The following is a 26,483-nucleotide window of genomic DNA, read 5'->3' as shown; positions in this document are numbered from 1 at the left end:
CAAAAGCCAAAATATCCTTAGCGTACGCAGCAAATGCAGATCAGCCCTTCTTGACGAAGAGCAGGACACGGTCGTTGCCGCCATAGTCCTGTCGCGCCTCCGAAAGGAAAAAACCCTTTTCCTCAAAGACTTGAATGACGCTAAGCTTCTGGTCGTAGCCGATTTCGACTGCGACCGCCCCGCCTTCCAGCAGATGCTGCGCCGCATCTGCCGCGATCGCGCGGTAGGCCTCTAAGCCGTCTTCGCCGCCATCGAGGGCGGCACGCGGATCATGGTCTTTGACCTCCGGATCCAGCGTCTCGACCACGCGGGTCGGTATATAGGGCGGATTTGACACGATGATGTCGAAGCTTCCTTCGACCTTGTCGAACCATGCGCTTTCGCAGGTCTCGAACCTCTCGTTCACACCGTTCAGATAGGCATTGCTTGTGGCAATTGTAAGGGCGCCGGGAGAAATATCGACGCCGACCGCCCGCGCCTCGCGGCATTCCTTGATCAGCGCCAGCGCAATTGCCCCGGTTCCCGTGCCGAGATCGAGGATCCGCGCGCTGCCCTTTTGCTCAACGAGTCGTCGAACCCACGGCAGCACCGTGTCGACCAGGATTTCCGTGTCCGGCCGCGGTTCCAGCGTGTCGGGCGACAGCGCGAGGTCGAGGCCGTAGAATTCCCGGCGCCCGAAAATGCGGTGGACCGGCTCGCGGGCCTCGCGCCGGCGGATCGCCGCCTCGATACGGGCGGCATCGGCACTCGTGACAGGCTCTGCACCGCGTAGCACGAAATCGGTCTGGTTGAGCCCGAGCAGCCCGCCGATCAGCATCCGGGCCTCGGTCGCCGGATCGTCGAGCCCTTCGACGGTCGCGAAGCGGCGGCGGGCCTCCGCCAGCAGCGAAGCGATCGTCGCTTCCGCCCCGCTCACGTCTGGTCGCCGAGCTGGGCCAGCTGACCCGCCTGGTAATCCGAGATCAGCGCATCGACCATCTCGTCGATCTCACCTTCCATCATCCGGTCGAGCTTGTAGAGCGTCAGGTTGATACGATGATCCGTGACGCGCCCCTGGGGAAAGTTGTAGGTGCGAATGCGCTCGGACCGGTCGCCCGAGCCGACCTGGCTCTTGCGATCGGCCGACCTTTCGCTGTCGGCCTTCTGCCGCTCGATGTCATAGAGACGCGACCGCAGAACCTGCATGGCTTTGGCGCGGTTCTGGTGCTGCGACTTTTCCGACGAGGTGACGATCAGGCCGGTCGGCAAGTGAGTGATGCGCACCGCCGAGTCCGTGGTGTTGACGTGCTGGCCGCCGGCACCCGACGAGCGCATCGTGTCGATCCGGATGTCCTCCGGGCGGATCTCGATGTCGATCTCTTCTGCTTCCGGCAGCACGGCGACGGTCGCCGCCGAGGTGTGGATCCGGCCGCTTGCCTCCGTCTCGGGCACGCGCTGGACGCGGTGCACGCCGGATTCGAACTTCAGTTTGGAAAACACCCCGCGCCCGGTGATCGTCGCGATGATTTCCTTGTAGCCGCCGGCTTCGCCCTCGCTCGCCGAGAGAACCTCGACCTTCCAGCCCTTGGTGCTGGCAAAGCGCTCGTACATGCGGAAAAGGTCGCCGGCGAAAAGTGCAGCTTCCGAGCCGCCGGTGCCGGCCCGGATTTCGAGGATCGCGCTCTTTTCGTCGGCCGCGTCCTTCGGCAGGAGCAGGATCTGCATGTCCTTCTCGAGCCCCTCGATCCGCTCCTCGACCTCGGGCAGCTCCATCTCGGCGAGCTCGCGCATCTCGCGGTCGGTCCCCCGGTCGGCGAGTAGCGCCTTGAGCCCGGAAAGCTCGGAGATCGCCGCCTCGTACTCGCGGATCTTCTTCACCACCGGCTGCAGTTCGGAATATTCCGACGCCAGCTTCACATAGACGTCGGCCGCCGGTCCGGCGGACATGCGCGCCTCTATCTCGCCGAAACGGCGTTCGAGTTCGCGCATTTTCTCGACAGGAAGCTTCGCCACCCTTTACTCCAAACTGTATTCGATCAGACGGGAATGTTGTTGTCTTCGGCAAATCCGACCAGGATGTCCCTGAGCGGCACATGCGTGTGGTGGTCGTCGAGCGCGGCATTGATATGCCGGCCGAGCTGTTCCACCTCGAGCCCGAGAAGCATCGCCTTGATCGGGCCGATCGCCGTCGGCGACATCGAGATCGACCGGAAGCCGATGCCGAGCAAGGCCATGGCCGAAAGCGGCTTGCCCGCCATCTCGCCGCACAGCGTCACCGGCGTCTCGTGCCGGTCGGCTGCCCTCACGATGTCGCGCAGGATGCGCAGGAACGGTCGCCCGAGAACGTCGAAACGATCCGCCACGCGCGCATTGCCGCGGTCCACCGCCATCGAGAACTGGAACAGGTCGTTGGAGCCGACGGACACGAAGTCCACCTCCTCCATCAGCTCGTCGAGCTGCCACATCAGCGCCGGCACCTCGAGCATCGCGCCGAACTGCAGCTTCTTCGGCAGCGGATGACCGAATTTCGAGAGGTGCTGGACCTCCTTCTGCATCAGTTCGCGCACAGCCCGGATCTCTGCGACCTCGGTCACCATCGGCAGCATCATCTTGAGCTCGGCGCCCGCGGCCGCCTTGAGCAGCGCCCGCAGCTGCGTGCGCAACAGGCCCGGACGGTCGAGCGAAAGACGGATCGCCCGCCAGCCGAGCGCAGGGTTTTCTTCCTCCTGCGCGCGGAAATAGGAAACGACCTTGTCGCCGCCGATGTCGAGCGTGCGGAAGGTCACCGGCCGTCCGGCGGCCTGCTTCAGCACGCTGCGATAGAAACTCTCCTGCTCCTCGGCCTTCGGCATGGTCGACGAGATCATGAACTGCAGCTCGGTGCGGAACAGACCGATACCCTGGGCGCCGGATTCCGAAAGCTGTGGCAGGTCGACCAGCAGGCCGGCATTCATCTGCAGCGTGATACGCTTGCCGTCCTTGGTGAGTGGCTCGACGTCGCGCAGCGCGCGGAACTGCTCCTGCCGACGGGCGCGCAGCTTGACCTTCTCTTCATAGGCCTTCTGCAGGTCGGCCACCGGCCGCACGTGTACCTTGCCGTCGTCACCGTCGATGATGACCGGATCGCCGTTTTCGGCAAGCGCCACCGCGCCGGCCGCCTGGCCGACCACGGCGATGCCCATGGCGCGCGCCACGATCACCACATGGCTGGTCACCGCCCCTTCCTCGAGCACCAGGCCGCGCAGGTTGGCGCGCGGATAGTCGAGAAGTTCGGCGGCCCCCATGGCCCTGGCAAAGACGATCGCGTCCGACGGGAAGCCTTCCGCGGCGCTGCGCGGAGAAAAGCCGGTGAGCTGGCGCAGCAGCCGGTTCGCGAGGTCGTCGAAATCGTGCATCCGCTCCCGGAGATAGGGATCGGTCAGGCGGATCATGCGCGCCTTGGTGTCGCTCTGCACCTTTTCGACCGCGGCTTCCGCGGTCAGGCCGTTGTGGATCGCCTCTTCCATGCGGCGGACCCAGCCCTGGTCGTGGGCGAACATGCGATAGGTCTCGAGCACGTCGCGATGCTCGCCTTCCATCGACACCTCGCGGCGCGACAGCATGTCGTCGATCGAGATCCTGAGCGAGCCGAGCGCATCGGCAAGGCGCCGGATTTCCGTCTCGGTATCCTCGTTGAGAAGATTGGTCACCACGATGCGAGGCTCGTGCAGCACGACATAGCCGAGGCCGATGCCTTCGTTGTAGCCGTCGCCGTCGATGGTCACCGCCCGCGTCAGGTCGAGTTCGAGCCCCGGACGGGTGATCTTCTTCAGCTCGCCGGTCGCGATCATCTCGGCCAGCACCATGGCGGTGGTTTCGAGCGCTTCGAGCTCGTCCTCCCGGTAGTTGCGCTGCGCCTTGTTCTGCACGACGAGAACGCCGAGGCTGCGGCCGGCCCGGAGGATCGGCACGCCGAGGAAGGAGTGATAGATCTCTTCGCCCGTTTCCGGCAGGTAGCGGAAGGCCGGGTGTGCCTGCGCGTCGGAAAGGTTGAGAGGCTGCGCCGAGGCCGCGATGGTGCCGACGAGGCCCTGTCCCATCTTCAGCTGGGCCAGATGCACGGCATCCTTGTTCAGACCTTCGGTCGCGTAGAGCTCGAGAACGCCGTCGGAGCGCAGCACGTAGGCCGAACACACCTCCGCGACCATGTTGCTCGCGATCTGGCGAACGATCTGGTCAAGGCGCTCCTGCGGCTCGAGCGGTTCCGCCATCAATTCGCGCAACCGCTTGAGGAGGACGCGTGGACCCGCGGAAAGGTCTCTCATCGCGTACGTGCTCCCGAATTCGTCATTGGGTCGGACGGCCTCGCCGCCCGGGTCCCGAAATGACGGGGAAGGCGAATGCCGTTTTAGAGAATCAATTCTTATCGAGGCCGTAGCAGGAATGCAAAGTCCGAACCGCGAGTTCGGCATAGGCACCGTCGATCAGGATCGAAATCTTGATTTCCGAGGTGGTAATAGCCTTGATGTTGATGCCCTTTTCGGCGAGCGCCCGGAAGGCGGTCGCGGCGACGCCTGCATGGCTGCGCATGCCGATGCCGATGACCGAGACCTTGACCAGCCCCTTTTCGCTTTGAACGACGTCGTAGCCGATCTTGTCCTTGTTGTCGCCGAGCACGGAGAGCGCCTTGTCGACGTCGCCCGACGGGACGGTGAACGTCATGTCGGTGCGGGTGCCGTCTTCGGAAATGTTCTGGACGATCATGTCGACATTGATATGCGCCTCGGCCAGCGGGCCGAAGATGGCCGCCGAAACGCCGGGGCGGTCGGCGAGCCGGCGCAGCGAGATCTGCGCTTCATCCTTGGCATAGGCAATGCCGGTCACTACTTCCTGTTCCACGATCTCATCCTCATCGCAAATCAACGTGCCGGGCGGGTTCAACAGATCGCCCATGCCCGGCGCATCGGGATCTTCGAAGCTCGAGCGCACGAACGTGCGCACCTTGTGGACCATCGCGAGTTCCACCGAACGGACCTGCAGCACCTTCGCACCGAGCGATGCCATTTCGAGCATTTCCTCGAAGGCGATCTTCTTCAGACGGCGCGCCTTCGGCTCGATGCGCGGGTCGGTGGTGTAGACGCCGTCGACGTCGGTATAGATGTCGCAGCGGTCGGCCTTGATGCCGGCAGCAATCGCGACAGCGGACGTGTCGGAACCGCCACGGCCGAGGGTGGCGATGCGGTTGTCCGGGCCGATGCCCTGGAACCCGGCGACGACGGCCACCTGGCCCTCGCCCATGCGGCGGATGATGTCGGTGCCGTCGATCTCCTGGATACGGGCGGCGCCATGGGCGTTGTCCGTCTTGATGGCAATCTGCCAGCCCTGCCACGAGCGGGCATTGATGCCCATCGACTGCAACGCGATCGCCAGGAGCCCGGACGTCACCTGTTCGCCGGACGCGACCACGGCATCGTATTCGCGCGCATCGTAGAACGGGGAGTCGGCGCCGGCGACCTTGGGCATGTTCTGCACCCAGTCGACCAGTTCGTTGGTCTTGCCGGACATGGCGGACACGACGACCGCGACCTCATGGCCCTGATCGACCTCGCGTTTGACATGCCGGGCAACGTTGTAGATGCGTTCGAGATTGGCGACGGAGGTTCCGCCGAATTTCATCACGATGCGAGCCATGCCTTGTACCGTCACGCTGATGGGTGCTCGCCGGCACCCCTTGAGAGAAGCGCCCCACGAACCGGTCGTCGGGCGAAGTTGCGGTCTCTTATCGAAAACGACGGGCAAGTTCAATGGCCCGCCATGCCGCGGCATGGCGATGATGACATCGGTCAAACCTGCCCCGGGGGGTACAGGGTGCTGGGGCAGGTACCTACGATGGTTTGAGAAGGGGGCGATCCTTCAGCCGCCCCCGTCGATTAAGACGATCAGCAGCGATTAGAGCCGCCGGCAGTTCTCGCCGTTCACGTCGCAGATGACCTGTCCGTCTTGGCGGTTGCGCGGCTTGTCCTTGTCTCGCTTGGGCTGGAGCACGCCGCCCTCGCGACGAATGATGTAGTCACCGTCGCGGGACGGGCTGCGCGGCCGCTCGACATTGTCCCAGTCCCGCGGAGGCGGCGGCGGACGACGCCAGGTGTCGTTGTCATCGTAACGCGGCGGGCGCGGACGATAATAGCCGTCACGCCAGTCGTCGCGGTCGCGGTAGAAGTCGCGGTCGCGATAGTGACGATCCCAGTAGCTGCCGATGGAGAAGGTCACCGTCGGAATGCCGAGCGGACGATAGTATTCCGGCTCCACATAGATACGGCGCTGCGAGTAGGTCGTCTGCAGGTAGCGACCGGAAACCCAGCCGCGATAACCGGCATAGGCGACATCACACCAGTTGGCGGTCTGCATGCAGCCCTGGATGTTGACGCGTGCGCCCGCGGGGATGACGATGACCGCCGGATAACGCGTGCTCGGCCCCGACCGCATGTTCACATTCGCGGTCGAATAGGCGGTTGCGGCCGCGGCAATGCCCGGCAAAGCCGCCGCAATTGCCGCACCGATTGCGAAAATCGTGAGCTTTTTCATTGGGGTATCTCCTCGATGCCATTCGGTGCTTATATGCGCCCGGGCAAATGAACCGATGCTGAACGTATGCTGCCCGCCCTTTGTTCCCTTCGGCATTTTCCGTTTTTTTTCGTTTCTGTTTTCCCCGCCCTTCCCGGCGCGCCCACAATGTTCACGTCCCGCCATGGATACACCGGATAGCGTTGCCGGCGAGGCGGGAACGGTGCTGCGAAGGGTCCTTCTGAAACGCGGAGGGATGTCGCAGGCTACCCTGAGGCGATCCCCCTCCCTGAAAAGGGGCGTGCCTGTGCGGCACACAAGGCGTCGGTCTCGATGCTGTAGAGGGAAAGGAATTGGGTGGCAAAAATCATCGAAACGGGGCGCCCTGCGTGTCACTGTTTCTACCTTGTCCGGCACGCCGGGCGCCCCGGCCGACAGGCCGGATGAATGGGAAGACCGCATGACATGGGGTTTCGGCCCGCGTGAACGATGACCTGTGTCCAGGAGAGGAGGCAAGCCATGGCAAAGAGCGATCATTACGAGCTGGAGCGTGCCCGTGAAGCACGCCACGAGGCCCGCTGGCGGCTCATGGGAACCTGCCACCTCAAGCTCCGCCACAACACCACGCCCGAACAGGGCTGTCGCATTCGCCGGTGCCGTCGCAATCGGATGTGCAGCGGGCCGATGATCGCCACGCCACGCCAGGGTCAGGCGATCACCAGGGAGCGCGATCTCGGCCTCAGCGGCGTCGCGGTCGCCTGCCTCCCCCGCTGCATGGTGAACCTTGACGACGAATTGTTCGAGCTCCATGCGCAGAACACGCTCCCGCAGCTCGAAGAAGCGTTGTTCGGCCACCCGCCGAGGTTACTGCGACGCATCATGAGCCCCGACCGTGCGCACCGCCGCTTCCTTGGCGGCCCGGACGACGACGAGCCCGACCCTTGACTTTGGCGACCGATAGGCCGACTTGAAAGGCGTTATCCGTGCAAAGAGGATCCGGCAATGAGCGCAGAGGCACGCACCACCATCGACCAGGCCGAAGTCGACCGTTTTTCCGCCATGGCTGCGGAATGGTGGGACCCGACCGGCAAGTTCAAGCCGCTGCACAAGATCAATCCGGTCCGTCTCGCCTATATCCGGGATCAGGTATCGGCCCATTTCGGCCGCGATCCCAAGGCCCACCGCCCGCTTGAGGGCCTGCGCATCCTCGACATCGGCTGCGGCGGCGGCCTGTTGTCGGAACCGGTCGCAAAGATGGGCGCCAATGTCCTCGGCGCTGACGCATCGGAGCGCAATATCGGCATCGCCAGCACCCATGCCGCCCAGACGGGGGTTGCCGTCGACTACCGCGCTGTGACGGCCGAAGCGCTCGCCGAAGCCGGCGAGACCTTCGACGTCGTTTTGAACATGGAAGTCGTCGAACATGTCGCCGACGTGGACTTCTTCATCACCACCTGCGCTTCGATGGTCCGTCCCGGCGGCCTCATGCTGGTGTCGACCATCAATCGCACGCTGAAGGCGGCCGCGCTTGCCATCGTCGGCGCCGAATATGTGCTCGGCTGGCTGCCGCGCGGCACCCACCAGTACGAGAAACTGGTCCGCCCAGAAGAACTGCGGGCGCCGATTGAAAAATCCGGGCTCGACGTGGTCGAGATGAAGGGTGTGTTCTTCAATCCGCTGCAGAACCAGTGGAACCTCTCGCCCGATATCGATGTGAACTACATGGTCCTGGCCCGCCGGCCTTCCGCAGGACAGGCCTTATGACCGTCGCCTCGGACGTCCTCACCTTCTGGCGCGAGGCTGGGCCGGAAAAATGGTTCGCCAAGGACGACGCCTTCGACGCGGCAATCCGGGAGCGTTTTCTTGACGCGCATCTCTCCGCCGCACGCGGCGAGATGGAAGATTGGGAGGAGACGGCCGAGGGGACACTTGGCCTCCTGATCCTTCTCGACCAGTTTCCCCGCAATCTGTTCCGCAGCAGCGGTCATGCCTTCGCCACCGACGGCCTGGCGCGCCGGATCGCCCGAGAGGCACTCGAGCGCGGCTTCGACCGTGCCGTCGATCCGACGTTGCGTCCCTTCCTCTACCTGCCCTTCGAGCATTCGGAACATCCCGCCGATCAGGAACTGAGCGTCGAACTGTTCACGACACTCCAGGACGAGACCGGCGATGCGGAAAGCCTGCGCTGGGCGGTCGAGCACCGCGACATCATCGCCCGCTTCGGCCGTTTTCCCCATCGCAACGCCGCACTTGGACGTCAGACAACCCCGTCAGAACAGGCCTATCTCGACGGCGGCGGTTTCAAGGGGTGAGTTTCCGCGGCCCAAACGCAGTTCAAGGAGTGCAAAGACCGGCCCCCGACGGTTGACCGGATGCGCCCCATCAGACTGGCAGGTTCCGGGCGGTGTGCAGAAGCTCCGCCTGGTCTCGGGCATTGATGGCGGCGATCTCCCTGACGCGGGCGCGGTCGATCCCATAGGGCCGACCGTCTGAATCGAACGCCTGCTTGAAGGTGAATGCGGTCGCCGAGGCGCCGCGATCGGCCAGAAGCTCGAACCGCCCGACCGCCTCCCGCCATTCCGGTTGCCGGTCCGCCTCGACCCAGAACAACACAAGCGGGGGCCATTGCTGCGGCACATTCCATCGTCTGGCATGCTTCAAAGCCTCGGCATGGATGCCTGCATAGGAAAAGGCCATCAGGCTCTCGATGTCCCGCCAGAGCGACAGGGAGGATGGGCCGGATTGGCGTCCGCTTCCCGAGAGGAACCGTGGAAAGACCTGCGACCCCCAACTCGATGGTCCCGGTTCCCCGTCATAACCCGATCGCGCAACGAAGCCCGATGCTCGCGTCGCCGCCTCGAAGTTCAGCGGTTCTCGCGTTAGAAACCCCTCGATCGCGGGATCGCCGTATTCTGCAACATGGATGCCGAAATTGTAGATTGCGAGGTGGAAGCCGTGAGACATCATTTAGTTGACGTCGTCCGGCAGGACCGGCAGGGGCGCGATTTCGATGCCCTCCTCGACCAGGGCCTTGACGTCGGTCAGCGACGCCTCGCCGATGATGCCGCGGGCCTCCGCCTCGCCGTAATGGATCTTGCGGGCCTCTTCCGGAAAGCGCTCACCGACATCCTCGCTGTTCGCGCGGATCGCGACGACCGCCTCCTTGAGCTTGGTCAGCGCTTCCTTCTGCACCTCGTTCGCCGCGAGCGCCTGTACCGCCTCCTTCTGCCGCGCGGTCGAGACCGAAGGTGCCATCAGCACCTTCGTCACCTCGAGCGAACCGCAGACCGGACAGCTCAGGAAACCGCTCGACTTCTGGCGTTCGAAGTCGGCGCTTTCCGAGAACCAGCCCTCGAATTCGTGGGCATTGTCGCAGTGGAGCGAGTAGCGGATCAAACGGTGACGCCCCCTTTCGCGAGTTCTGGCTCCATGTTGAGCTCGAAATCGCGGGCATTCTTGAGGTTCGGGATCTTGGCACGCGCCGCTCCGACCGCCGCGACATCGATGTCGGCAAGCACGATGGCTTCGCCGCTGCCACCGGCAGACGCAAGCACCTTGCCCCACGGGTCGACGATCATCGAGTGGCCGAAGGTCTCCCGGCCGTCCTCGTGCACCCCGGCCTGGGCCGCGGAGATGACGAAGGCGCCGTTCTCGATCGCCCTGGCACGAAGCAGGACCTCCCAATGCGCCTCGCCCGTCTGGCGAGTGAAGGCGGCAGGCGTGGTGAGAATTTGCGCACCGGCAACGGCTTCCGTGCGGAAAAGCTGCGGGAAACGCACGTCGTAGCAGATGCCGAAACCGAGCTTGGCGAAGGGCAGGTCGGCGACCGTCGCCTTTTCGCCCGGCCGGTAGACCGCGCTTTCTCGCCAGCTCTCGCCATTGTCGAGGTCCACGTCGAACATGTGGATCTTGTCGTAGGTGCAGATCTTGCGCCCGTCAGGTCCGAAGAGGAAGGCACGGTTGGCGATCTTGCCGTCGGCAAGCGCGATCGCCGTGGATCCGACATGCAGGTAGATCGAAAGTTCGCGTGCAAGATCCCCGGCTGTCCGCACGATGATATCATTCTCCTCGTCGCGCAGAACCGCCATCAGGCCCGGACGGTCTTTCTGCACGGCGCCGGTCATTTCCGGCGTCTGCACGTAGATCGCCCCGTGGCCGGCGGCTTCGCGAACGAGGCGTGCCATGGCGGCGGCGTTCTTTTCCGGGTCGACGCCCGAGCACATTTGGATGGCGGCAGCCTTGAAGGTCATGGGTCTTTCTTCCTCAGTTTGCCAGAAGGGCGTCGAGCTTGCCGGCCCGGTCGAGCGCATGAAGGTCATCGCAACCGCCGACATGGCTATCGCCGATGAAGATCTGCGGGAAGGTCATGCCGCCATTCGACCGGCTGATCATCTCCTGGCGCAGCTCCGGTTTCCCGGTCGCATCGTGCTCCAGGAAATCGACGCCCTTGGATTCGAGCAGCGCCTTGGCGCGCGAGCAGTAGCCGCAGCCCTGGCGGGTATAGATGGTCACCGATGCCATGTATGTCTCCGGTCGGAACGAGCCGGCAAATGCCGGAAAGGATATGGGTATAGCGGTCATATAAGACCGGAGATTGCCCTTGCAAAGGTTAAAACTGTGACTTCGCGCGCACCCGCCTTCTTGAGTGCTCGGGTCGCGGCGCTGACGGTTGCACCGGTGGTGAAGACATCGTCGACCAAAACGACGTGCCGACCGAAGACCTCAGGCGCCATGGCCTCCGGGACCACGAAGGCACCCCGCACGTTGAGCGCCCGCGCATTGGCTGTGAGTCCCACCTGCTGGGCGGTTCGCTTCTTTCGCACCAGCGCCTGCGGGCAGAAGCGTTTGCCGGCAAGTCGCGCCACATGCCGGCCGAGTTCCGCGGACTGGTTGAACTTGCGCCCGAACAGGCGGAAACGGTGCAAGGGCACCGAGATCACGACATCACAGTCTGCGAGCGCCTCGGTTCCCGCCCGCGCCATCCACGCCGCCATCATCGGCGCGAGGTCCGTGCGGTCGCGATATTTGAGATCGTGCACCAGGTCACGGGCGATACCCTCGTGCAGGGCCACCGAGCGCAGCCGGTCGAACACCGGCGGATGGGCGATCGCCTCCGCCGACAGCATCCCGGCCCCGGGATCGTGGGCGAAGGGTGTGCCGAGCACCTCGCAATACGGCCGTTCGATGAGGCGCAGGGACGACCAGCAGCGCGCGCAGAGGCCGCCATGTCTTTCCGTCCGCACGTGGCAATGGGCACAGCTCGGCGGGAAGACGAGATCGCGCAGCACGGTCGCGATGCCGAGCGGCACGGCGAGGCTGACGCCCAGAGCTTTTTGCACTATTTGACCCGGCATGCGGTTGACTTTAGGCGCTCGGCGGCGCCTTTGCCAGACCGAGTTTTCGACTGGAGCACACGCACATGGAGCGGCTTTTCGATCAGGACCTGCTGACGGCGAACCGGCTGCGGGCACACCGCAGACAGGAGGGCGGCAGCGACTTTCTGCTGGAGGTTGCCGCCCGCGAACTTGCCGAACGCCTGGCGATCGTCGAGCGCCGCTTCGAGCATGCGGTCGAGCTGCATGGCGCGACCGGTGTCGCGGCAAGGCTCGCGCTCGAGACCGGCAAAATCGACCGTCTGGATCGTGTTGAGACGCATGCCGAATACGGCAGGGCTGGCGAACGTCTCACTGTCGCTCCCTTCGAGGACGTCCCGCTCGAGCCTCAATCGGTTAACCTCGTTCTCTCCCCGCTTGCGCTCCATCTCACCAATGACACGCCGGGTATGCTGGTCCGCATTCGCAGGGCCCTGAAGCCTGACGGCCTGTTCCTTGCAGCAATCCCTGGTGCCGGAACGCTCGGCGAACTGCGCGACGTACTGCTGACGACCGAGGTCGAGCTTTACGGAGGCGCAAGCCCGCGGGTCATCCCCTTTGCCGACATTCGCGACGTCGGCGGGCTCCTTCAGCGCGCCGGCTTCGCCCTGCCGGTGATCGACGAAGAAAGCTACACCGTCCGCTACGACAATCTCTTCGCACTGATGCGGGATCTGAAGGCGATGGGCATGGCCAATCCGCTGATCGGGCGCAGCCGCAAGCCGCTCGGTCGGGCCTTCTTTCTGAAGGCGGCGGAACGCTATGCCGAACGATACTCGGATCCCGACGGACGCATCCGCGCCACCTTTTCAGTCATCTACGTTTCAGGCTGGGCGCCCCACGAAAGCCAGCAGAAGCCGCTGAAACCGGGCTCCGCGAAAATGCGCCTCGCCGACGCGCTCGACCCGACCAAGGGTCAACCACCGACGGGCAAGGGGGACGGCTGAGACACGGGGATTAGCGCCTTCCCGCACGGGGGGGTGCGCGCGAACAGGTCGGCCTGGTGGTGTGGTCGTATCAGTTGCCGGCGCCGTTGACGGACGTTTCGACGGTGCCGAACACGTTCATCAGCGAGTCGGCGAACTGTGCATACCCGCCGATCAGCGCGACAGAAATCAGGGCCGCCATCAGACCGTATTCGACGGCCGTCGCGGCCCTGTTGTCGGCAAAGAACTTGCGAACGAGATGCATGGTCTCTCCTGGGCACCCGCCGGCGGTCGTTTTGCCGGATCACGGGAATGAAGTCTCTGGATGGTCAGCAACCCTGGCCCGTTCCGAAGCCGTCGACGATGCAGACGGATCCAGGTGTTTCCTGCAGGACGCTGCGGCGGATGGTGTAGCGCTTTCCGCCTTCCGCCTTGGGGATAGAACCGGTGCTCATCATGTCATACTGGTCCGGCTCGAAAGCCAGGCTCTTCTTCTCGGTCTTGCCGGCAAGCATCGGTGTAACGACGAGCGAAAGCGCCACCGCCGCCGTACCGAACAGCAGGGCGAGGTTGAGTACACCCGTCTTACCGGACCTTTGCGAAGACCGTTCTCTCGACCTTACGGCCTTCCAGAAATCCTCGTTTGCCATGACACGCTCCACACACACGCTTGAACGTATGAACAGCCAAGAGCTTTGCCCCATGGCTGTAAACTTTGCGTTAAGAACGTCGGCAAATTATAGAAACGGCTAAAGAAGATCCTGGAGAAACGGGATCAGCGGCTCGTCGGCCGGCGGCATCGGATAGTCGCGAAGCGCATTGGCGCGCACCCATTTCACCGCCTGCCCTTCGCGACCATGGGCGATGCCCTCGTAGCGGCGGCAGATATAGAGCGGCATCAGCAGGTGAAATGTCTCGTAGGTGTGGCTGGCAAAGGTCAGCGGTGCGAGGCACGGCACTTTGGTGGCAATCCCAAGCTCTTCCTCGAGTTCGCGGATCAGGGTTTCCTCCGGCGTTTCACCGGGCTCGACCTTTCCACCCGGAAACTCCCAGAGCCCGGCGAGGGACTTGCCCTCGGGGCGCTGCGCCAGAAGGATCCGGTTGTCGGTGTCGACAAGGGCGCAGGCGGCGACGAGGAGGATGGGCTTGTTGCCGTTGCTCATGCATCTGCTCCCTTGCGCCAGTAGGCATAGCGATAGGCCTCGACGAAACCGAGCTTGGCGTAGAGCGCAAGCGCCGCCTCGTTACCGGCAACCACCTGAAGCCAGGCCGTCCGGGCGCCGCGCATCCGCGCCCAGCGCAGTGCCGCCGTCAGGATTTCGAGCCCCAGACCGCGCTGGCGTCGATCGGCTCGCACGGCGAGCGACATGATGCCCGCAAGATCGTTGTCCTGAACGCAGAGCGCCACCGCGACCGGCCCGCTTTCGGGCTCCTCAATGACGAACAGCCCGGTCGGCGGCTTGATACCGCTCACCACTTCGGCAAGTGCCGGCTTCAGGGCCAGATCGCTGCCGTGCACGAGAAGGTCGGCATCGACATAACGGCCGACGTCATGGCTCGGCAGGTGATCGAGCGTATCGCCCGGCAGTTCGATAGCACCGAGATCGCAGGTCATCGTGACCACTTCCTCGAAGCGTTCCCAGCCCTCGCCTTTCATCAGGTCGATAAGCGGCGGCGGCGTGAGCGGCGTCTCGCGCACCAGGATCGGACGGCCATGGGCCTCGAACTTGCGTGCGGCCTTTTCCAGCCGAAGGCCGATGTCGCGGCAGTCGGAAGGATCGAGGGCGACGATGCAGTTTAGCCGCTTGGAGGGATGACCGCCGGTCAGGCGGATCTGCCAGCTGCCGTCATACTGAACGCTCGTCGCCGGCCATGCCCTGAAGCCGACGGCCTCAAGGCGCCGGACGAGCGGCAGGTTCTGATCGGAGGGCACGGACGACATCGCGGCAATCAACTCCGGTAGTCACCGTTGATCGCGACATATTCCTTGGTGAGGTCACAGGTCCAGACGGTGGCCTTGCCCGCGCCGAGCCCGATGTCGACGCGGACCGGAATGTCCTGGCCCTGCATGACGGCCGTCGTGGCGGCCTCGGAATAGGCCGGATCGCGCTCGCCATTGACGGCGACGCGAATGTCGCCGAACCAGATCGCCAGCCGGTCGCGGTCGGCCATCTCGCCGGACTTGCCGACGGCCATGACGATACGACCCCAGTTGGCGTCTTCACCGGCGACCGCAGTCTTCACCAGCGGCGAGTTGGCGATCGACATGGCGATCTTCTTCGCAGCCAGATCGTTTTCGGCGCCGGTGACGGTGATCTCCACCATCTTGCGCGCACCCTCGCCGTCCCGGACCACCTGCAGCGCCAGGTCCTTGAGAAGGTCGTCGAGCGCGGCGCGGAAGCCGGCAAGACGCGGGTCGTTCGCATCCTCGACCTTCGTCTGCCCGTCGGCCGCCGCCGCACCCGTCGCGAAGAGCATCAGCGTATCGGAGGTCGAGGTGTCGCTGTCGACGGTGATCGAATTGAAGCTCGGCTCGACGCCGGCGGAGAGCAGCGCCTGGAGCACCGGAGCCGCGATGTCGGCATCGGTCACCACGAAGGACAGCATCGTCGCCATGTCCGGCGCAATCATGCCGGCGCCCTTGGCGATGCCGTTGATGGTCACGGTGACGCCGCCGATCTCGGCCGAACGGGTCGCAACCTTCGGATAGGTGTCGGTGGTCATGATGGCCTTGGCCGCCTCCAGCCAGAAGTCACCGGTCGCCCCCTTCGCCATGTCTCCGAGCACCCCGGCGAACTTGGTGGCGTCGAGCGGTTCGCCGATGACACCGGTCGACGCCAGGTAGATTTCATTCTCGCCGCATCCCAGCGCCTCTGCCGCCGACTTGGCGGTGAGCTGGGTGGCAGCCTTGCCCTTGACGCCGGTGAAAGCATTGGCATTGCCCGAATTGACCACAACGCCGCGGGCCAGCCCATGGCCAAGGCTTGCGCGGCAGTGATCAACAGGCGCAGACGGGCACTTCGACTTCGTGAAGACGCCCGCGACCGCGGCCGGTCGGTCGAAAGCCATCAGCAGCACGTCGGTCCGGTTCTTGTACTTGATGCCGGCGGCGGCTGTTGCCATCCGCACACCGCGGATCGACGGTATGTCGGCATAGGACGTGGGGGCGAGTGGGGAAACGGTTGCTGACATCTTCGGCTGCCTGGAATGGGAGGGCCCGCGAAAATGCGGGCCCGTGATAAAGGGAGACTATCGCTTACTGCTGCGGCTGCTGAGGCTTGTTGACGTCCTCGTAGCCCTTGCGCAGCGCTTCGTCGAGGATCTCCACCTTCTGCTCGGCCTTGGCCTTCTCGATGATGGCGAGATACTTGTCGCGCATCACCAGCTGCCGGATCTGCTGGGCGACCTGCTCGTATGCCGGCGGCGCGGCATCGCGCTTGTCCTCGACCTTGATGACGTGGAAGCCGAACTGGGTCTTGGTCGGAACCTTGGAATAGGAGCCCTTTTCCATGGCAAAGGCTGCTTCTTCGAATTCCGGAACCATGCGTCCCTTGGTGAAATAGCCGAGATCGCCGCCTTCAGACTTGTTCGGGTCGGTCGACTTCTCCTTGGCGAGTTCGACGAAATCCTTGCCGGCATCGAGATCGGCGATGATTGCCTTGGCTTCTTCCTCGGTCTTCACGAGGATGTGGCGGGCGCGCACTTCCTCCTGCTTGGGAAGTGCTGCGATTTCCTTTTCGTAGCGCGCCTTGACTTCGTCTTCGGTGACGGCGTCGACGACATGCTTCTTGAAATAGAGGTTGTGAAGTTCGCGATCGGCGATGAAAGCCATGCGCTTCTTGAACTCGGCGTCGTCCTTCAGGCCTTCGCCATCGGCATTGCCGGCGAGCAGCTTGACGTCGATCGCGCCGGAAAGGGCCGCGACCTTCTTCTGCTCGTCCGGCAGCTGGGCGAGCTGCGGGTCGAGATTGGCGATCGCCAGATCCAGCTCGGACTGGGTGATCTCGAGCTTGCCGACCTTGGCGACGATGGCATCGGCATCCTGTGCGAAGACCTGGCCCTGCAGCCCGATGAACGCAACGCAGGCCGCGAGGGTAATTTTATGAAAACGAAGCATAAGAAACCTTTCGGAAGATGAACCGTTTCAAGACCGCTCGAATCGGGCGAAAAATTGTCAGAGGCAAGGCGAGGCAGGCTTTTCCGGCCGACCTGCGCCGTTGACATCATTCGACCCCCCTCTTATCTGTCACGCAACCGCGCGTCCAGAGCCGTTTCCCGGGGCTCGGAGCCTAATCGCCGAATTTGCGACAGGGTTCAGGGGCGCGCACGAAAACATGACGAAGGTCAGAAAGGACCGTCGAATGGTCAGTCTCGGTGGGCTCGCCCGCAAACTCTTCGGTTCGGCCAACGAGCGTCGCGTTCGCTCGTACCAGCCGAAGGTAGCCGCCATTGGAGCACTCGAAGAGAGCATCAAGGCGCTTTCCGACGAGGCCTTGGCAGGCAAGACGCAGGAATTCCGCAAGCAGCTCGCCGAAGGCAAGACGCTCGACGACATCCTCGTCCCGGCCTTTGCGGTTGCCCGCGAGGCCTCGCGCCGCGCCCTCGGCATGCGCCCCTTCGACGTGCAGCTCATCGGCGCGATGATCCTCAACGACAATGCGATCGCCGAAATGAAGACCGGCGAAGGCAAGACGCTGGTGGCGACGCTCGCCGTCTATCTGAACGCGCTCGCCGGCAAGGGCGTGCATGTCGTCACGGTCAACGACTATCTCGCAAGCCGCGACGCGGCGACGATGGGCAAGCTCTATCGCTTCCTCGGATTGACCACCGGCGTGATCGTGCACGGGCTCTCCGACGAGGAACGTCGCGCGGCCTATGCCTGCGACATTACCTACGCGACCAACAACGAGCTCGGCTTCGACTATCTGCGCGACAACATGAAGTACGAGCGCGGCCAGATGGTACAGCGCGGCCACAACTATGCGATCGTCGACGAAGTCGACTCGATCCTCGTCGACGAGGCGCGCACCCCGCTCATCATCTCCGGTCCGCTGGACGACCGCTCGGACCTCTACAACACCATCGACGCCTTCATTCCGCAGTTGACGGAGGAAGACTACGAGATCGACGAGAAGCAGCGTTCGGCGAACTTCTCCGAAGTCGGCACCGAGAAGCTGGAAAACCTGCTCCGCCAGGCCGGCCTTTTGAAGGGTGCATCGCTCTATGACGTCGAAAACGTCGCGATCGTCCACCACATCAACAACGCGCTGAAGGCCCACAAGCTCTTCTCCCGCGACAAGGACTACATCGTCCGTAACGATGAGATCGTCATCATCGACGAGTTCACCGGCCGCATGATGCCGGGCCGCCGTTACTCGGAAGGCCAGCACCAGGCGCTCGAAGCCAAGGAAAAGGTACAGATCCAGCCCGAGAACCAGACACTCGCCTCGATCACCTTCCAGAACTATTTCCGCATGTATTCCAAGCTCGCCGGCATGACCGGTACAGCTTCGACCGAAGCGGAAGAGTTCGGCAACATTTACGGCCTCGAGGTCGTGGAGGTCCCGACCAACCTGCCGATCAAGCGCATCGACGAAGACGACGAGGTCTACCGGACCGCGGAAGAGAAGTTCAAGGCGATCATCGCCGAGATCAAGGATGCCCATGAACGTGGCCAGCCGGTTCTCGTCGGCACGACCTCGATCGAAAAGTCCGAACTGCTTGCCAACCTGCTCCGCCAGACCGGCTTCGAAAAGTTTCAGGTCCTGAACGCCCGCTATCACGAGCAGGAAGCCTACATCGTTTCCCAGGCCGGCGTGCCGGGTGCGGTAACGATCGCCACCAACATGGCCGGCCGCGGTACCGACATCCAGCTGGGCGGCAACATCGACATGCGTCTCGAGCGCGAGCTCGAGGGTGTCGAGGACAGCGCCGAACGCGAAGCCAAGACCGCTGCGATCAAGGCGGAAATCCAGGAACTCAAGGCCAAGGCGCTTGCCGCCGGCGGTCTCTACGTCATCGCCACCGAGCGTCACGAAAGCCGCCGCATCGACAACCAGCTGCGCGGGCGTTCGGGCCGCCAGGGCGACCCGGGCCGCTCGAAGTTCTACCTGTCGCTCCAGGACGACCTGATGCGCATCTTCGGCTCCGACCGCATGGACTCGATGCTGCAGAAGCTCGGCCTCAAGGACGGCGAAGCGATCGTCCATCCGTGGATCAACAAGGCGTTGGAACGCGCCCAGAAGAAGGTCGAGGCGCGGAACTTCGACATCCGCAAGAACCTCCTGAAGTATGACGACGTGCTGAACGACCAGCGCAAGGTCATCTTCGAACAGCGCATCGAGCTGATGGACGCCGCCGACGTCTCTGGCACGATCGAGGACATGCGCCACGAGGTCATCGAGACCCTGGTCCGCACCCATATCCCCGAGCGCGCCTATGTCGAGCAGTGGGACGTCGTCGGCCTGAAGCAGCAGATCGCCGTCACCCTCAACCTCGACCTCCCGGTCGAGATCTGGGCGGCCGAGGAAGGCATTGCCGAAGACGACATCGTCAATCGCGTGACCGAAGCGGCCGACAAGGCAATGGCCGACAAGGCCGAGCGCTTCGGCCCCGAGATCATGGCCTATGTCGAGCGCTCGGTCGTGCTGCAGACGATCGACACGCTGTGGCGCGAGCACATCGTCAACCTCGACCACCTGCGTTCGGTCGTCGGCTTCCGTGGCTACGCCCAGCGCGATCCGCTGCAGGAATACAAGGCCGAAGCCTTCGAGCTTTTCCAGGCCCTGCTCGCCAACCTTCGCGACGCCGTCACCTCGCAGATGATGCGCGTCGAACTGGTGCGCGAGACGCCGCCGGCGCCCGCCCTGCCGGAAATGGAAGGCCACCATCTCGACGCCACCACCGGCGAGGACGATTTCGGCGAAGGCTCCGCAACCTCCAACCTGCCCTTCGTCGCACCGGAAAACCGCGATCCGAACGACCCGTCGACCTGGGGCAAGATCGGCCGCAACGAGGTCTGCCCCTGCGGGTCCGGCAAGAAGTACAAGCATTGCCACGGTGCGTTCGAAAACGCCTGACGGCGGCGAACGGAACACAGGCATGGAAATCGGAAGGCGGCCTCGGGCCGCCTTTTTTCGTAAATGGAAATCCGCCCTGCCATGCCGATCGGAACCGTTTCTTAACCCTGATCTGACATGGTCCACGCTGTTGTTCGTGCGTCACCAATGGGCCTTTTGTGTCGATCATGGCAGTCATCCAGACAGCGGAAAAGCTCCTGCCATCCGGTCTCCATCCGGCATTGCGCAAGGTCGTTGCCGCCATTACCCGCGACGACGAGACGGCGCGTGCGCAGCGCATGGCGCTGATTGCCTTTGCCATTCGCGTCGTTTCGGCCGCCATCGCCTTCGTCTCGCAGATCATCCAGGCCCGGCTGATGGGCGAGTTCGAATACGGCATCTTCGTCTTCGTCTGGGTGCTCGTCGTCCTGTTCGGCAACCTCTCCTGCCTCGGCTTCCACACCGCCGTCATCCGCTTCCTGCCGCAATACGACGCCCGCGACGAGCATGACGAAATTCGCGGGCTGACCATGACGGCCCGGATCTTCGCCCTGACCTCGGCGAGCGCGCTTGCGCTCTTCGGTCTTGCCTTCCTGCATGTCTTCGGCGACCGGATCGAGGCCTACTACGTCATTCCGCTCTTCCTCGGCCTCTTCGCGCTGCCGATGATCGCGCTCGGCGACGTGCTGGACGGCACGGCGCGCGCCAACAGCTGGCCGGTCGCGGCGCTGAGCCCCACCTATATCGTCCGGCCAACCCTGATCCTGCTCTTCATGATCGCAGCCGTCTGGCTCGGCGCGCCGCGCACGGCGACGACGGCCATGCAGGCGGCCCTAGCGGCGACCTATGTCACCAGCCTCGGCCAGTTCCTCACCATCGACCACCGCCTGCAGAAGCGCTTTGTCGACGGTCCGCGCCGGATCGACTTCCTCGCCTGGTTCAAGGTGGCCCTGCCTATCTTCCTGATCGAGGGTTTCGGCTTCCTGCTCACCAATTCCGACGTCGTCGTCGTCGGGCTCTATCTCGATCCGGACCAGGTCGGCATCTATTTCGCCGCCGCCAAGACCATGGCGCTGGTGCAGTTCGTCTTCTTCGCGGTCAAGGCCGCCGCCGCTCCGCGCTTCTCCGCGATGATGGCCGAAGACGACATGCGCCCCCTCGCCGCCTTCGCCGGCAAGACGGCACGCTGGAGCTTCTGGCCATCGCTCATGGTCGGTCTTTCGGTGCTGGCGGTCGGCGAGTTCCTGCTGGGGCTGTTCGGCCCTGCCTTTACGGCCGGCTATGGGCTGATGGCCATCCTTTTCGTCGGCAGCCTGTCGAAGGCCCTTGTCGGTCCGGGCGAGGTACTCCTGACGATGGCCGGCAAACAGAAGCTCTGCGTGCTGCTCTATGTCGGCGCGCTCGCAACCAACATCACATTGAACGTGACGCTGATCCCGCTTTACGGCCTGACGGGGGCGGCTGTCGCAACTGCGGCGGCGACGATGACGGAAGCACTCCTGCTGCACGTGGCCATACGCGCCTCGCTCGGCATCGTGCTCTTCGCCTTCGCCGACCCGCTCGCCATCCTGAACAGGACGAGGACGACCTGACCATGGTGGAACCTCCGGTCTACAACGAGAGCATGAACAGCAGCGCCAATCGCCTGGTCGACAACCTGGCGGACGAGCGCGAGATGCGCCCCGCGGCGGACCTGCGCGTCGATGTCGGCCGCCCGGGCCGCCAGCTCAGCCTCTATCCGGGCCGCGTCGGCTACGACCTGCAGGAGGAACTCGACTTCCTCACCTATCGCGTGATGGAGGCGAACGTCTTCTTCGCTCCGCGCTTCCTTGCACCCGCCATGCCGCGCCTCGACGAACGGCAGATCCGGCTCGCCGTGCTGCGCGACGAGAACGGCACGCGCAGCCGCGTGCGGCTGATGATGCCCTTCTCCGTCGAGAAGCCCGGCTTTTCGGTCGGCCCCTCGATCATCCGGGCTTGGTCGAACCCCTTCGGTCCGCTCGGCACGCCGCTGGTCGATGCCGAAGGTGCGGCCGAGACGATCGACAACCTGCTTGATGCCTTCTCCCGTCCCGAGGCGAAGCTGCCGGGCATTCTCGTTCTGCCGGACCTGCGCCTCAACGGCCGCTTCGCGCAGCTCGCCAAGGCAGTGGCGATCGGCCGCGACCTGCCGCTGACCGTCACCAACACCTTCGACCGGCCGATGCTGCAGAGCTACGACGACGGCGACACCTATCTGAAGGAAACAATCTCGAAGTCGCACCTGCGCGAGATGCGCCGCCAGTTCCGCCTTCTGGGAGAGCACGGCCGCGTCACCTATAACGTCGCCCGCCAGCCCGAGGAGATCCGGCTCCGGATGGAGGAATTCCTGGCGCTCGAGGCGAGCGGCTGGAAGGGACGCAAGCGTTCCGCCATGGTCATGGACCGCTTCCGCGCCGCCTTCGCCCGCGAGGCGATCACCAATCTCGCCGAAGTCGACGCCGTGCGTATCCACACGCTCGACCTCAACGGCCGCGCCGTCGCCTCGATGGTGGTCTTCATCATGGCCGGCGAGGCCTATACGTGGAAGACGGCCTATGACGAGAGCTTCGCCCGCTATTCGCCGGGCAAGCTGCTGCTCTCCGAGCTGACCGAGTGGCATCTCGACGACCCCAACATAGAGCGCACCGACAGCTGCGCGGTGTCGGACCATCCGATCATGAGCCGCTTCTGGAAGGAGCGCGAGGAGATGGGAACGCTGGTCATCGGCCTGCGACCCAATGCGGACCGCGACATGCGCCAGGCGGCAACCCAGCTCCACATGTATCGCAATACGCGCAATCTCGCCCGCATCCTGCGCGACAAGATCCTGTCCCGCCGCTTCGCCGACTGATTGGCCGGCGGCTATTCGGCCGCGATTGCCATTTCGCGATCGCGCAACAGGCGGCGGATCACCTTGCCGCTGGTGGTCAGCGGCATCTCGTCGATGAACTCGACCTCGCGCGGGTATTCATGCATCGAGAGCCGCTGCTTGACCCAGTCGCGGATTTCACCGGCAAGTGCGACGCTCGGCGCATGACCTTCGGCGAGCACCACGAAGGCCTTGACGATCTCGGTGCGCAGCGGATCGGGCTTGCCGATCGCCGCCGCGAGCCGGACCGCCGGATGGCCGATCAGACAGTCCTCGATCTCGGCCGGCCCGATGCGATAGCCCGAAGAAGTGATGACGTCGTCGTCGCGACCGAAGAACTCGACATAGCCGTCCTTGTCCTGACGGCCGAGATCACCGGTCTTCATCCAGTCGCCGACGAACTTGCGCCGGGTCGCCTCCTCGTCGTTCCAGTAGCCGAGGAACATCACCGGATCCGGCCGCGCGATGGCGACCTGACCGGTCGTGCCGGCCGGAAGCTCGCGACCGGTCTCATCGATGATCGCCACCCGATGCCCGGGCACCACCCGTCCGATCGCACCGGCCTTCGTCACCCCCAGATGGGCGGCCGAGCCGAGAACGAAATTGCATTCGGTCTGGCCGTAGAACTCGTTGGGCACGATGCCGAGCGTCGCCCTCACCCATTCATAGGTCTCGCGTCCGAGCGCCTCGCCGGCCGAGCCGATGCTGCGCAACACAAGATCATAGCGTTCGCGCGGACGTTCGACCGATTTCAGCAGCCTGAGCGCCGTCGGCGGAATGAAGGCATTGGCCACTTTCATTTCGGCCATGATCCGGTAGGCCGTGTCGGGGTCGAATTTCTGCGCAGGCGACGCGACGACCGGCACGCCGAGCATCAGCGCCGGCAGCAGGGCATTGAGCAGCCCGCCGGCCCAGGCCCAGTCGGACGGCGTCCACATTTTGTCACCCGGCCGCGGCAGAAAATCATGCACCATCTGGAACCCGGGCAGATGGCCCGGCAGGACCCGGTGGCCATGCAGCGCGCCCTTCGGCGGGCCGGTGGTCCCGGAGGTGAAGATCATCAGCGCGGGCGTATCCGGCCCGGTATCGGCAACGGCAAAGACCGGCGGATGCGCCGCGACGAGATCGCCGAATGCATGCACGCCGTCGCCAGCGGCCTCGATCGAGATCACTTGCTTGAGATCCGGCAGGCGGGAACGGATTTCGCCGAGCCGCGACAGGCCGAAATCATTGGTGACGATCACCTTTGCCCCGGCGGCTGCAAGCCGGTATTCCAGCGCCTCGGCGCCGAACAGCAGCGCGAGCGGCAGCGCGATAGCCCCCATCTTGTAGATCGCCACATGGGCGATCACCGTCTCGAAGGACTGCGGCAGCAGCAGGGCGGCCCGATCGCCCGGCGCGACGCCGAGCGCCGTCAGCGCATTGGCAAACGAGGCCGATTTCGCCGCGAGTTCGCCATAAGTCATCGACGGATGCACGTCGTCGAGCGAGAAATGCTCAAGACAGACGCGATCCGGATCGCGCGCGGCCCAGTCGTCGCTGACCGCGCGGCCGATATTGAAGTCTTTCGGGATCTCCCACGAGAAATCGCGATAAATGCGCTCGTAGGAACCGTATTCGGGCAGGAACATGCCGGTTTTCCAGTTCACATCGGCATTTTGCTATCATTCATTTCGCAAGTGCACAATGGATGTGCACTTTGCCCCCGAAAGGCCGATCGGCGGGGCAGTTCGCTGGACACCGTTCAAAACCGCATGCTAACGTTGAAGACCGTTAGCCGGCATTGCCGGCATTGCATCGAACTCGTCCCGAACTGGCAGAAAGCACATCCATGAAGACTCCCGGCAAGAAGGTCCGCCTGGGCCAACCCGTCAAACAGGTGACCGTGGATGCCAGCCTGCTCCCCAAGACGATCAACCGGAAACCCGCCGCCGACACGGGCGCGACCGCCAAGGTCAACATCGTCGCGCCAGTGCATCCGGCCGTTTCCGCCACGCGCCAGAAGATCAAGCAGCAGGCTCTGAAAACCACGATTTCCCGGGTCGGAGCGGCGATCGAGGCTGGCAGCCTCCCGGCTGCGGAGGCCAAGCGCCTGCTGATTGCCCGCACGGCAAAGAGCCTCGGTTCGGTAGAGGCCGCCGAAAAGTGGTATCGCGGCCACCATCTGGCCGAGCTCGGCGGCCGCACGCCGGCACAGATGGTCCGCGCCGGCGAGCTGAAGACCCTGCTCGAACATCTGAGCAAGGAAGCCGCCGACAAGGCCTGACATCCTTCGCCTGTCATGGCAGGCCGGATGATGCACCGTCGGCCGATCGCGGTCAGGCGACCCTCATGCGCCCCTCTATGAAACGGAACTCCTGCGTCTTGCCGCCGAAGCCATAGGCGGCGGCGGGAACCTCGTGCACGAGCACATAACTTTCCGGATGGACATTGCCGAGCAGTGCCCCGAAGGCCGCATAGATCGCCGCGAGATAATCGGCGAGCTCGCTCTTGGTGTTCGTTCCGTCCACGACCTTGATATCGAGCCAGAAGCTCTGCGCCCCCTGATCGGCGAGCGAGGGCCCGCCGGCGAACCAGTGCGCCGGATCGACATGAGTGACGGCAACGGCCGTCACCGTCGGATCCTTGCGCAGATGCGTGCGGGTCAGCTCGGTGACGGTCTTGGCGATGCGGGCGGAGCGCTCCGCGTCGGGTGGCGTGGTGATGGCGACGGAAATGATCGGCATGATGGACCTTTCTGGATGGATGACCGGACATCCCGGCCCGGCCAGTCCGTTTTCGCAGAAACAACGCGTCAAAAAAATCGAATTGTAATTCACGAATATTTCGACAAAATCGAAATATGGAAACACTCGATCCGGAACTGCTCCGCACCTTCCTCGCCTTCGCCGAGACAGGCTCGCTGACCCGCGCCGCCGACATCGTCGGCCGCTCGCCCTCTGCCGTCACGGCACAGATGCAACGCCTCGAAGGCATCGTCGGGGATGCGCTTCTCGAACAGGCGGGCCGTGGCCGGAGCCTGACGCAGGCCGGCGAAGCGCTGGTGGGTCATGCGCGCCGCATCCTCGCGGCCCATCGCGAGGCGCTTCTCAGTCTCAAGGGCGCGCGCGCCGACGGGCGCATTGCCCTCGGCTGCACCCAGGATTTTGCCGAAAGCGGGCTGCCGTCCATCCTCAGCCTGTTTGCCGAGAGCTATCCGCGCCTGCGCCTCGACCTGAGGATCGGCCGGACGGCAGAACTGACGGGCGCATTCGACCGCGCCGAACTCGACATCGCCCTCACCATGCGCAGCGGCCCGTCGACCGACGAACGACTGGTGTTGCGTGAGCCGATGCTGTGGTTGGGACTGCCGCGCTGCCTTCACGGGATCGACGGCGAAGTGCCGCTCGCCCTGCTGGACGCGCCCTGCGGCTTCCGCCATGCCGCGATCGCCGCCCTCGATGCCGCCGGCCGCCGCTACCGGATCGCCGCGACTAGCGCCAGCCTGTCAGGCCTCGCGGCCGCGGTGAAGGCCGGGATCGCCGTCACTGCCCGCACCGGACGCATGGCCGGCGACGGGATCCCGCCACTCGACGGAGATTTCGGCCTTCCGAAACTGCCGGAGGCGGAATTCGCCCTTCGCCTGCGCCCCGACACCGACGCGCCTGCAACCGATCTCGCCGACCTCCTTGCCGACATGCTGCCGCTGGCAGGCAATCGAGGCTGAGACGACCCC

The 26,483-nt window shown here is 64.3% G+C and carries 27 protein-coding genes; 9 read left to right on the top strand and 18 right to left on the bottom strand.

Annotated features, from left to right (window positions below):
* Window positions 1–40: 40 nt before the first annotated feature.
* The 5 genes from prmC to ACX93L_RS18870 all read right to left on the bottom strand — a co-directional run bounded on the left by prmC (window position 41) and on the right by ACX93L_RS18870 (window position 6,543).
* Entirely contained in the window at window positions 41–916 is an 876-nt protein-coding gene (prmC, locus tag ACX93L_RS18890; protein ID WP_459406233.1) for a peptide chain release factor N(5)-glutamine methyltransferase, read from the bottom strand.
* The gene (gene prfA, locus ACX93L_RS18885) at window positions 913–1,992 is read right to left on the bottom strand and encodes a peptide chain release factor 1 (RefSeq protein WP_459406232.1); all 1,080 of its coding nucleotides are present in this window, start codon (window positions 1,990–1,992) and stop codon (window positions 913–915) included. The genes prmC and prfA overlap by 4 nt, the downstream gene beginning before the upstream one ends.
* A gap of 23 nt (window positions 1,993–2,015) precedes the next feature.
* Window positions 2,016–4,283: a phosphoenolpyruvate--protein phosphotransferase gene (gene ptsP, locus ACX93L_RS18880; protein WP_459406231.1), complete on the bottom strand. Its 2,268-nt coding sequence runs from the start codon at window positions 4,281–4,283 to the stop codon at window positions 2,016–2,018.
* A 91-nt stretch (window positions 4,284–4,374) separates the two neighbouring features.
* Entirely contained in the window at window positions 4,375–5,649 is a 1,275-nt protein-coding gene (locus ACX93L_RS18875) for an aspartate kinase (protein WP_459406230.1), read from the bottom strand.
* A 258-nt stretch (window positions 5,650–5,907) separates the two neighbouring features.
* On the bottom strand, window positions 5,908–6,543 hold the full coding sequence (locus ACX93L_RS18870) for an SH3 domain-containing protein (protein WP_459406229.1): 636 nt from the start codon (window positions 6,541–6,543) through the stop codon (window positions 5,908–5,910).
* A 498-nt stretch (window positions 6,544–7,041) separates the two neighbouring features.
* Here ACX93L_RS18870 and ACX93L_RS18865 point away from each other — a divergent pair, with 498 nt between their 5' ends.
* Genes ACX93L_RS18865 through ACX93L_RS18855 form a run of 3 tightly spaced genes read left to right on the top strand, consistent with a single transcriptional unit; the run spans window position 7,042 to window position 8,834 of the window.
* Entirely contained in the window at window positions 7,042–7,467 is a 426-nt protein-coding gene (locus tag ACX93L_RS18865; protein WP_459406228.1) for a hypothetical protein, read from the top strand.
* A 57-nt stretch (window positions 7,468–7,524) separates the two neighbouring features.
* Window positions 7,525–8,286 carry a bifunctional 2-polyprenyl-6-hydroxyphenol methylase/3-demethylubiquinol 3-O-methyltransferase UbiG gene (ubiG, locus tag ACX93L_RS18860; protein ID WP_459406227.1) on the top strand — a complete coding sequence of 254 codons (762 nt, stop codon included), beginning with the start codon at window positions 7,525–7,527 and terminating at the stop codon, window positions 8,284–8,286.
* A complete protein-coding gene (locus ACX93L_RS18855; RefSeq protein ID WP_459406226.1) occupies window positions 8,283–8,834 on the top strand; it encodes a DUF924 family protein in 552 nt (183 codons plus the stop codon). The genes ubiG and ACX93L_RS18855 overlap by 4 nt, the downstream gene beginning before the upstream one ends.
* Before the next feature lie 70 nt (window positions 8,835–8,904).
* On the opposite strand, the gene ACX93L_RS18850 is transcribed toward ACX93L_RS18855, so the two are convergent.
* Genes ACX93L_RS18850 through ACX93L_RS18830 form a run of 5 tightly spaced genes read right to left on the bottom strand, consistent with a single transcriptional unit; the run spans window position 8,905 to window position 11,876 of the window.
* A complete protein-coding gene (locus tag ACX93L_RS18850) occupies window positions 8,905–9,489 on the bottom strand; it encodes a DUF3291 domain-containing protein (protein ID WP_459406225.1) in 585 nt (194 codons plus the stop codon).
* Window positions 9,490–9,918 (bottom strand): DUF1178 family protein, encoded by a 429-nt coding sequence (locus ACX93L_RS18845; protein WP_169593969.1) that lies wholly within the window; start codon window positions 9,916–9,918, stop codon window positions 9,490–9,492.
* A complete protein-coding gene (locus ACX93L_RS18840; RefSeq protein WP_459406224.1) occupies window positions 9,915–10,772 on the bottom strand; it encodes a carbon-nitrogen hydrolase family protein in 858 nt (285 codons plus the stop codon). Before ACX93L_RS18840 ends, ACX93L_RS18845 begins: the two co-directional genes overlap by 4 nt.
* Window positions 10,773–10,785: 13 nt before the next feature.
* Window positions 10,786–11,043, bottom strand: a complete 258-nt coding sequence (gene grxC, locus ACX93L_RS18835) for a glutaredoxin 3 (RefSeq protein ID WP_169593964.1) — start codon at window positions 11,041–11,043, stop codon at window positions 10,786–10,788.
* A 56-nt stretch (window positions 11,044–11,099) separates the two neighbouring features.
* Window positions 11,100–11,876, bottom strand: coding sequence for a ComF family protein (locus ACX93L_RS18830; protein WP_459406223.1), 777 nt, complete (start codon window positions 11,874–11,876; stop codon window positions 11,100–11,102).
* A gap of 65 nt (window positions 11,877–11,941) precedes the next feature.
* Between ACX93L_RS18830 and ACX93L_RS18825 the strand changes: the two genes are divergently transcribed.
* Complete coding sequence (locus ACX93L_RS18825; RefSeq protein ID WP_459406222.1) at window positions 11,942–12,841, top strand: methyltransferase domain-containing protein; 900 nt, start codon at window positions 11,942–11,944, stop codon at window positions 12,839–12,841.
* Between the two features lie 70 nt (window positions 12,842–12,911).
* On the opposite strand, the gene ACX93L_RS18820 is transcribed toward ACX93L_RS18825, so the two are convergent.
* From ACX93L_RS18820 to ACX93L_RS18795, 6 genes are all read right to left on the bottom strand, one after another.
* Window positions 12,912–13,085, bottom strand: a complete 174-nt coding sequence (locus ACX93L_RS18820; RefSeq protein ID WP_459406221.1) for a Flp family type IVb pilin — start codon at window positions 13,083–13,085, stop codon at window positions 12,912–12,914.
* Between the two features lie 64 nt (window positions 13,086–13,149).
* The gene (locus tag ACX93L_RS18815) at window positions 13,150–13,470 is read right to left on the bottom strand and encodes a hypothetical protein (RefSeq protein WP_169593956.1); all 321 of its coding nucleotides are present in this window, start codon (window positions 13,468–13,470) and stop codon (window positions 13,150–13,152) included.
* Between the two features lie 99 nt (window positions 13,471–13,569).
* Window positions 13,570–13,983, bottom strand: a complete 414-nt coding sequence (gene mutT, locus ACX93L_RS18810; protein WP_459406220.1) for an 8-oxo-dGTP diphosphatase MutT — start codon at window positions 13,981–13,983, stop codon at window positions 13,570–13,572.
* Window positions 13,980–14,762, bottom strand: coding sequence for a GNAT family N-acetyltransferase (locus ACX93L_RS18805; RefSeq protein ID WP_459406219.1), 783 nt, complete (start codon window positions 14,760–14,762; stop codon window positions 13,980–13,982). The genes mutT and ACX93L_RS18805 overlap by 4 nt, the downstream gene beginning before the upstream one ends.
* Before the next feature lie 8 nt (window positions 14,763–14,770).
* On the bottom strand, window positions 14,771–16,012 hold the full coding sequence (gene argJ / locus ACX93L_RS18800) for a bifunctional glutamate N-acetyltransferase/amino-acid acetyltransferase ArgJ (RefSeq protein ID WP_459406218.1): 1,242 nt from the start codon (window positions 16,010–16,012) through the stop codon (window positions 14,771–14,773).
* Window positions 16,013–16,076: 64 nt separating this feature from the next.
* A complete protein-coding gene (locus tag ACX93L_RS18795; protein ID WP_459406217.1) occupies window positions 16,077–16,937 on the bottom strand; it encodes a peptidylprolyl isomerase in 861 nt (286 codons plus the stop codon).
* 244 nt (window positions 16,938–17,181) lie between these two features.
* Between ACX93L_RS18795 and secA the strand changes: the two genes are divergently transcribed.
* The 3 genes from secA to ACX93L_RS18780 all read left to right on the top strand — a co-directional run bounded on the left by secA (window position 17,182) and on the right by ACX93L_RS18780 (window position 22,750).
* Window positions 17,182–19,899, top strand: coding sequence for a preprotein translocase subunit SecA (gene secA / locus ACX93L_RS18790; RefSeq protein ID WP_459406216.1), 2,718 nt, complete (start codon window positions 17,182–17,184; stop codon window positions 19,897–19,899).
* 167 nt (window positions 19,900–20,066) lie between these two features.
* A complete protein-coding gene (locus tag ACX93L_RS18785; protein WP_459406215.1) occupies window positions 20,067–21,470 on the top strand; it encodes a lipopolysaccharide biosynthesis protein in 1,404 nt (467 codons plus the stop codon).
* 2 nt (window positions 21,471–21,472) lie between these two features.
* On the top strand, window positions 21,473–22,750 hold the full coding sequence (locus ACX93L_RS18780; protein ID WP_459406214.1) for a GNAT family N-acetyltransferase: 1,278 nt from the start codon (window positions 21,473–21,475) through the stop codon (window positions 22,748–22,750).
* An 11-nt stretch (window positions 22,751–22,761) separates the two neighbouring features.
* On the opposite strand, the gene ACX93L_RS18775 is transcribed toward ACX93L_RS18780, so the two are convergent.
* The gene (locus tag ACX93L_RS18775) at window positions 22,762–24,399 is read right to left on the bottom strand and encodes an AMP-binding protein (protein ID WP_459406213.1); all 1,638 of its coding nucleotides are present in this window, start codon (window positions 24,397–24,399) and stop codon (window positions 22,762–22,764) included.
* A gap of 200 nt (window positions 24,400–24,599) precedes the next feature.
* Here ACX93L_RS18775 and ACX93L_RS18770 point away from each other — a divergent pair, with 200 nt between their 5' ends.
* Entirely contained in the window at window positions 24,600–25,034 is a 435-nt protein-coding gene (locus tag ACX93L_RS18770) for a hypothetical protein (RefSeq protein WP_459406212.1), read from the top strand.
* A gap of 52 nt (window positions 25,035–25,086) precedes the next feature.
* On the opposite strand, the gene ACX93L_RS18765 is transcribed toward ACX93L_RS18770, so the two are convergent.
* Complete coding sequence (locus tag ACX93L_RS18765) at window positions 25,087–25,494, bottom strand: tautomerase family protein (protein WP_459406211.1); 408 nt, start codon at window positions 25,492–25,494, stop codon at window positions 25,087–25,089.
* Window positions 25,495–25,610: 116 nt separating this feature from the next.
* Here ACX93L_RS18765 and ACX93L_RS18760 point away from each other — a divergent pair, with 116 nt between their 5' ends.
* Complete coding sequence (locus ACX93L_RS18760; RefSeq protein ID WP_459406210.1) at window positions 25,611–26,474, top strand: LysR substrate-binding domain-containing protein; 864 nt, start codon at window positions 25,611–25,613, stop codon at window positions 26,472–26,474.
* The last annotated feature ends 9 nt before the right edge of the window (window positions 26,475–26,483 follow it).

It is taken from the genome of Rhizobium sp. CAU 1783 (genome assembly GCF_054551725.1).
Note: the sequence above shows the minus strand (reverse complement) of the source record. Positions and strands in the feature narration are given on the sequence as shown.

Excerpts from the sequence above, each read along its gene's own strand:
- ACX93L_RS18855 (WP_459406226.1), top strand. The coding sequence starts at position 8,283 with ATGACCGTCGCCTCGGACGTCCTCACCTTCTGGCGCGAGGCTGGGCCG.
- grxC (WP_169593964.1), bottom strand. The coding sequence starts at position 11,043 with ATGGCATCGGTGACCATCTATACCCGCCAGGGCTGCGGCTACTGCTCG.
- ACX93L_RS18850 (WP_459406225.1), bottom strand. The coding sequence starts at position 9,489 with ATGATGTCTCACGGCTTCCACCTCGCAATCTACAATTTCGGCATCCAT.
- ACX93L_RS18765 (WP_459406211.1), bottom strand. The coding sequence starts at position 25,494 with ATGCCGATCATTTCCGTCGCCATCACCACGCCACCCGACGCGGAGCGC.
- ptsP (WP_459406231.1), bottom strand. The coding sequence starts at position 4,283 with ATGAGAGACCTTTCCGCGGGTCCACGCGTCCTCCTCAAGCGGTTGCGC.
- secA (WP_459406216.1), top strand. The coding sequence starts at position 17,182 with ATGGTCAGTCTCGGTGGGCTCGCCCGCAAACTCTTCGGTTCGGCCAAC.
- ACX93L_RS18865 (WP_459406228.1), top strand. The coding sequence starts at position 7,042 with ATGGCAAAGAGCGATCATTACGAGCTGGAGCGTGCCCGTGAAGCACGC.
- ACX93L_RS18780 (WP_459406214.1), top strand. The coding sequence starts at position 21,473 with ATGGTGGAACCTCCGGTCTACAACGAGAGCATGAACAGCAGCGCCAAT.
- ACX93L_RS18825 (WP_459406222.1), top strand. The coding sequence starts at position 11,942 with ATGGAGCGGCTTTTCGATCAGGACCTGCTGACGGCGAACCGGCTGCGG.
- ACX93L_RS18870 (WP_459406229.1), bottom strand. The coding sequence starts at position 6,543 with ATGAAAAAGCTCACGATTTTCGCAATCGGTGCGGCAATTGCGGCGGCT.
- mutT (WP_459406220.1), bottom strand. The coding sequence starts at position 13,983 with ATGAGCAACGGCAACAAGCCCATCCTCCTCGTCGCCGCCTGCGCCCTT.
- ACX93L_RS18785 (WP_459406215.1), top strand. The coding sequence starts at position 20,067 with ATGGCAGTCATCCAGACAGCGGAAAAGCTCCTGCCATCCGGTCTCCAT.
- argJ (WP_459406218.1), bottom strand. The coding sequence starts at position 16,012 with ATGTCAGCAACCGTTTCCCCACTCGCCCCCACGTCCTATGCCGACATA.
- ACX93L_RS18875 (WP_459406230.1), bottom strand. The coding sequence starts at position 5,649 with ATGGCTCGCATCGTGATGAAATTCGGCGGAACCTCCGTCGCCAATCTC.
- ACX93L_RS18760 (WP_459406210.1), top strand. The coding sequence starts at position 25,611 with ATGGAAACACTCGATCCGGAACTGCTCCGCACCTTCCTCGCCTTCGCC.
- ACX93L_RS18840 (WP_459406224.1), bottom strand. The coding sequence starts at position 10,772 with ATGACCTTCAAGGCTGCCGCCATCCAAATGTGCTCGGGCGTCGACCCG.
- ACX93L_RS18770 (WP_459406212.1), top strand. The coding sequence starts at position 24,600 with ATGAAGACTCCCGGCAAGAAGGTCCGCCTGGGCCAACCCGTCAAACAG.
- ACX93L_RS18830 (WP_459406223.1), bottom strand. The coding sequence starts at position 11,876 with ATGCCGGGTCAAATAGTGCAAAAAGCTCTGGGCGTCAGCCTCGCCGTG.
- ACX93L_RS18820 (WP_459406221.1), bottom strand. The coding sequence starts at position 13,085 with ATGCATCTCGTTCGCAAGTTCTTTGCCGACAACAGGGCCGCGACGGCC.
- ubiG (WP_459406227.1), top strand. The coding sequence starts at position 7,525 with ATGAGCGCAGAGGCACGCACCACCATCGACCAGGCCGAAGTCGACCGT.
- ACX93L_RS18795 (WP_459406217.1), bottom strand. The coding sequence starts at position 16,937 with ATGCTTCGTTTTCATAAAATTACCCTCGCGGCCTGCGTTGCGTTCATC.
- ACX93L_RS18815 (WP_169593956.1), bottom strand. The coding sequence starts at position 13,470 with ATGGCAAACGAGGATTTCTGGAAGGCCGTAAGGTCGAGAGAACGGTCT.
- ACX93L_RS18805 (WP_459406219.1), bottom strand. The coding sequence starts at position 14,762 with ATGTCGTCCGTGCCCTCCGATCAGAACCTGCCGCTCGTCCGGCGCCTT.
- ACX93L_RS18775 (WP_459406213.1), bottom strand. The coding sequence starts at position 24,399 with ATGTTCCTGCCCGAATACGGTTCCTACGAGCGCATTTATCGCGATTTC.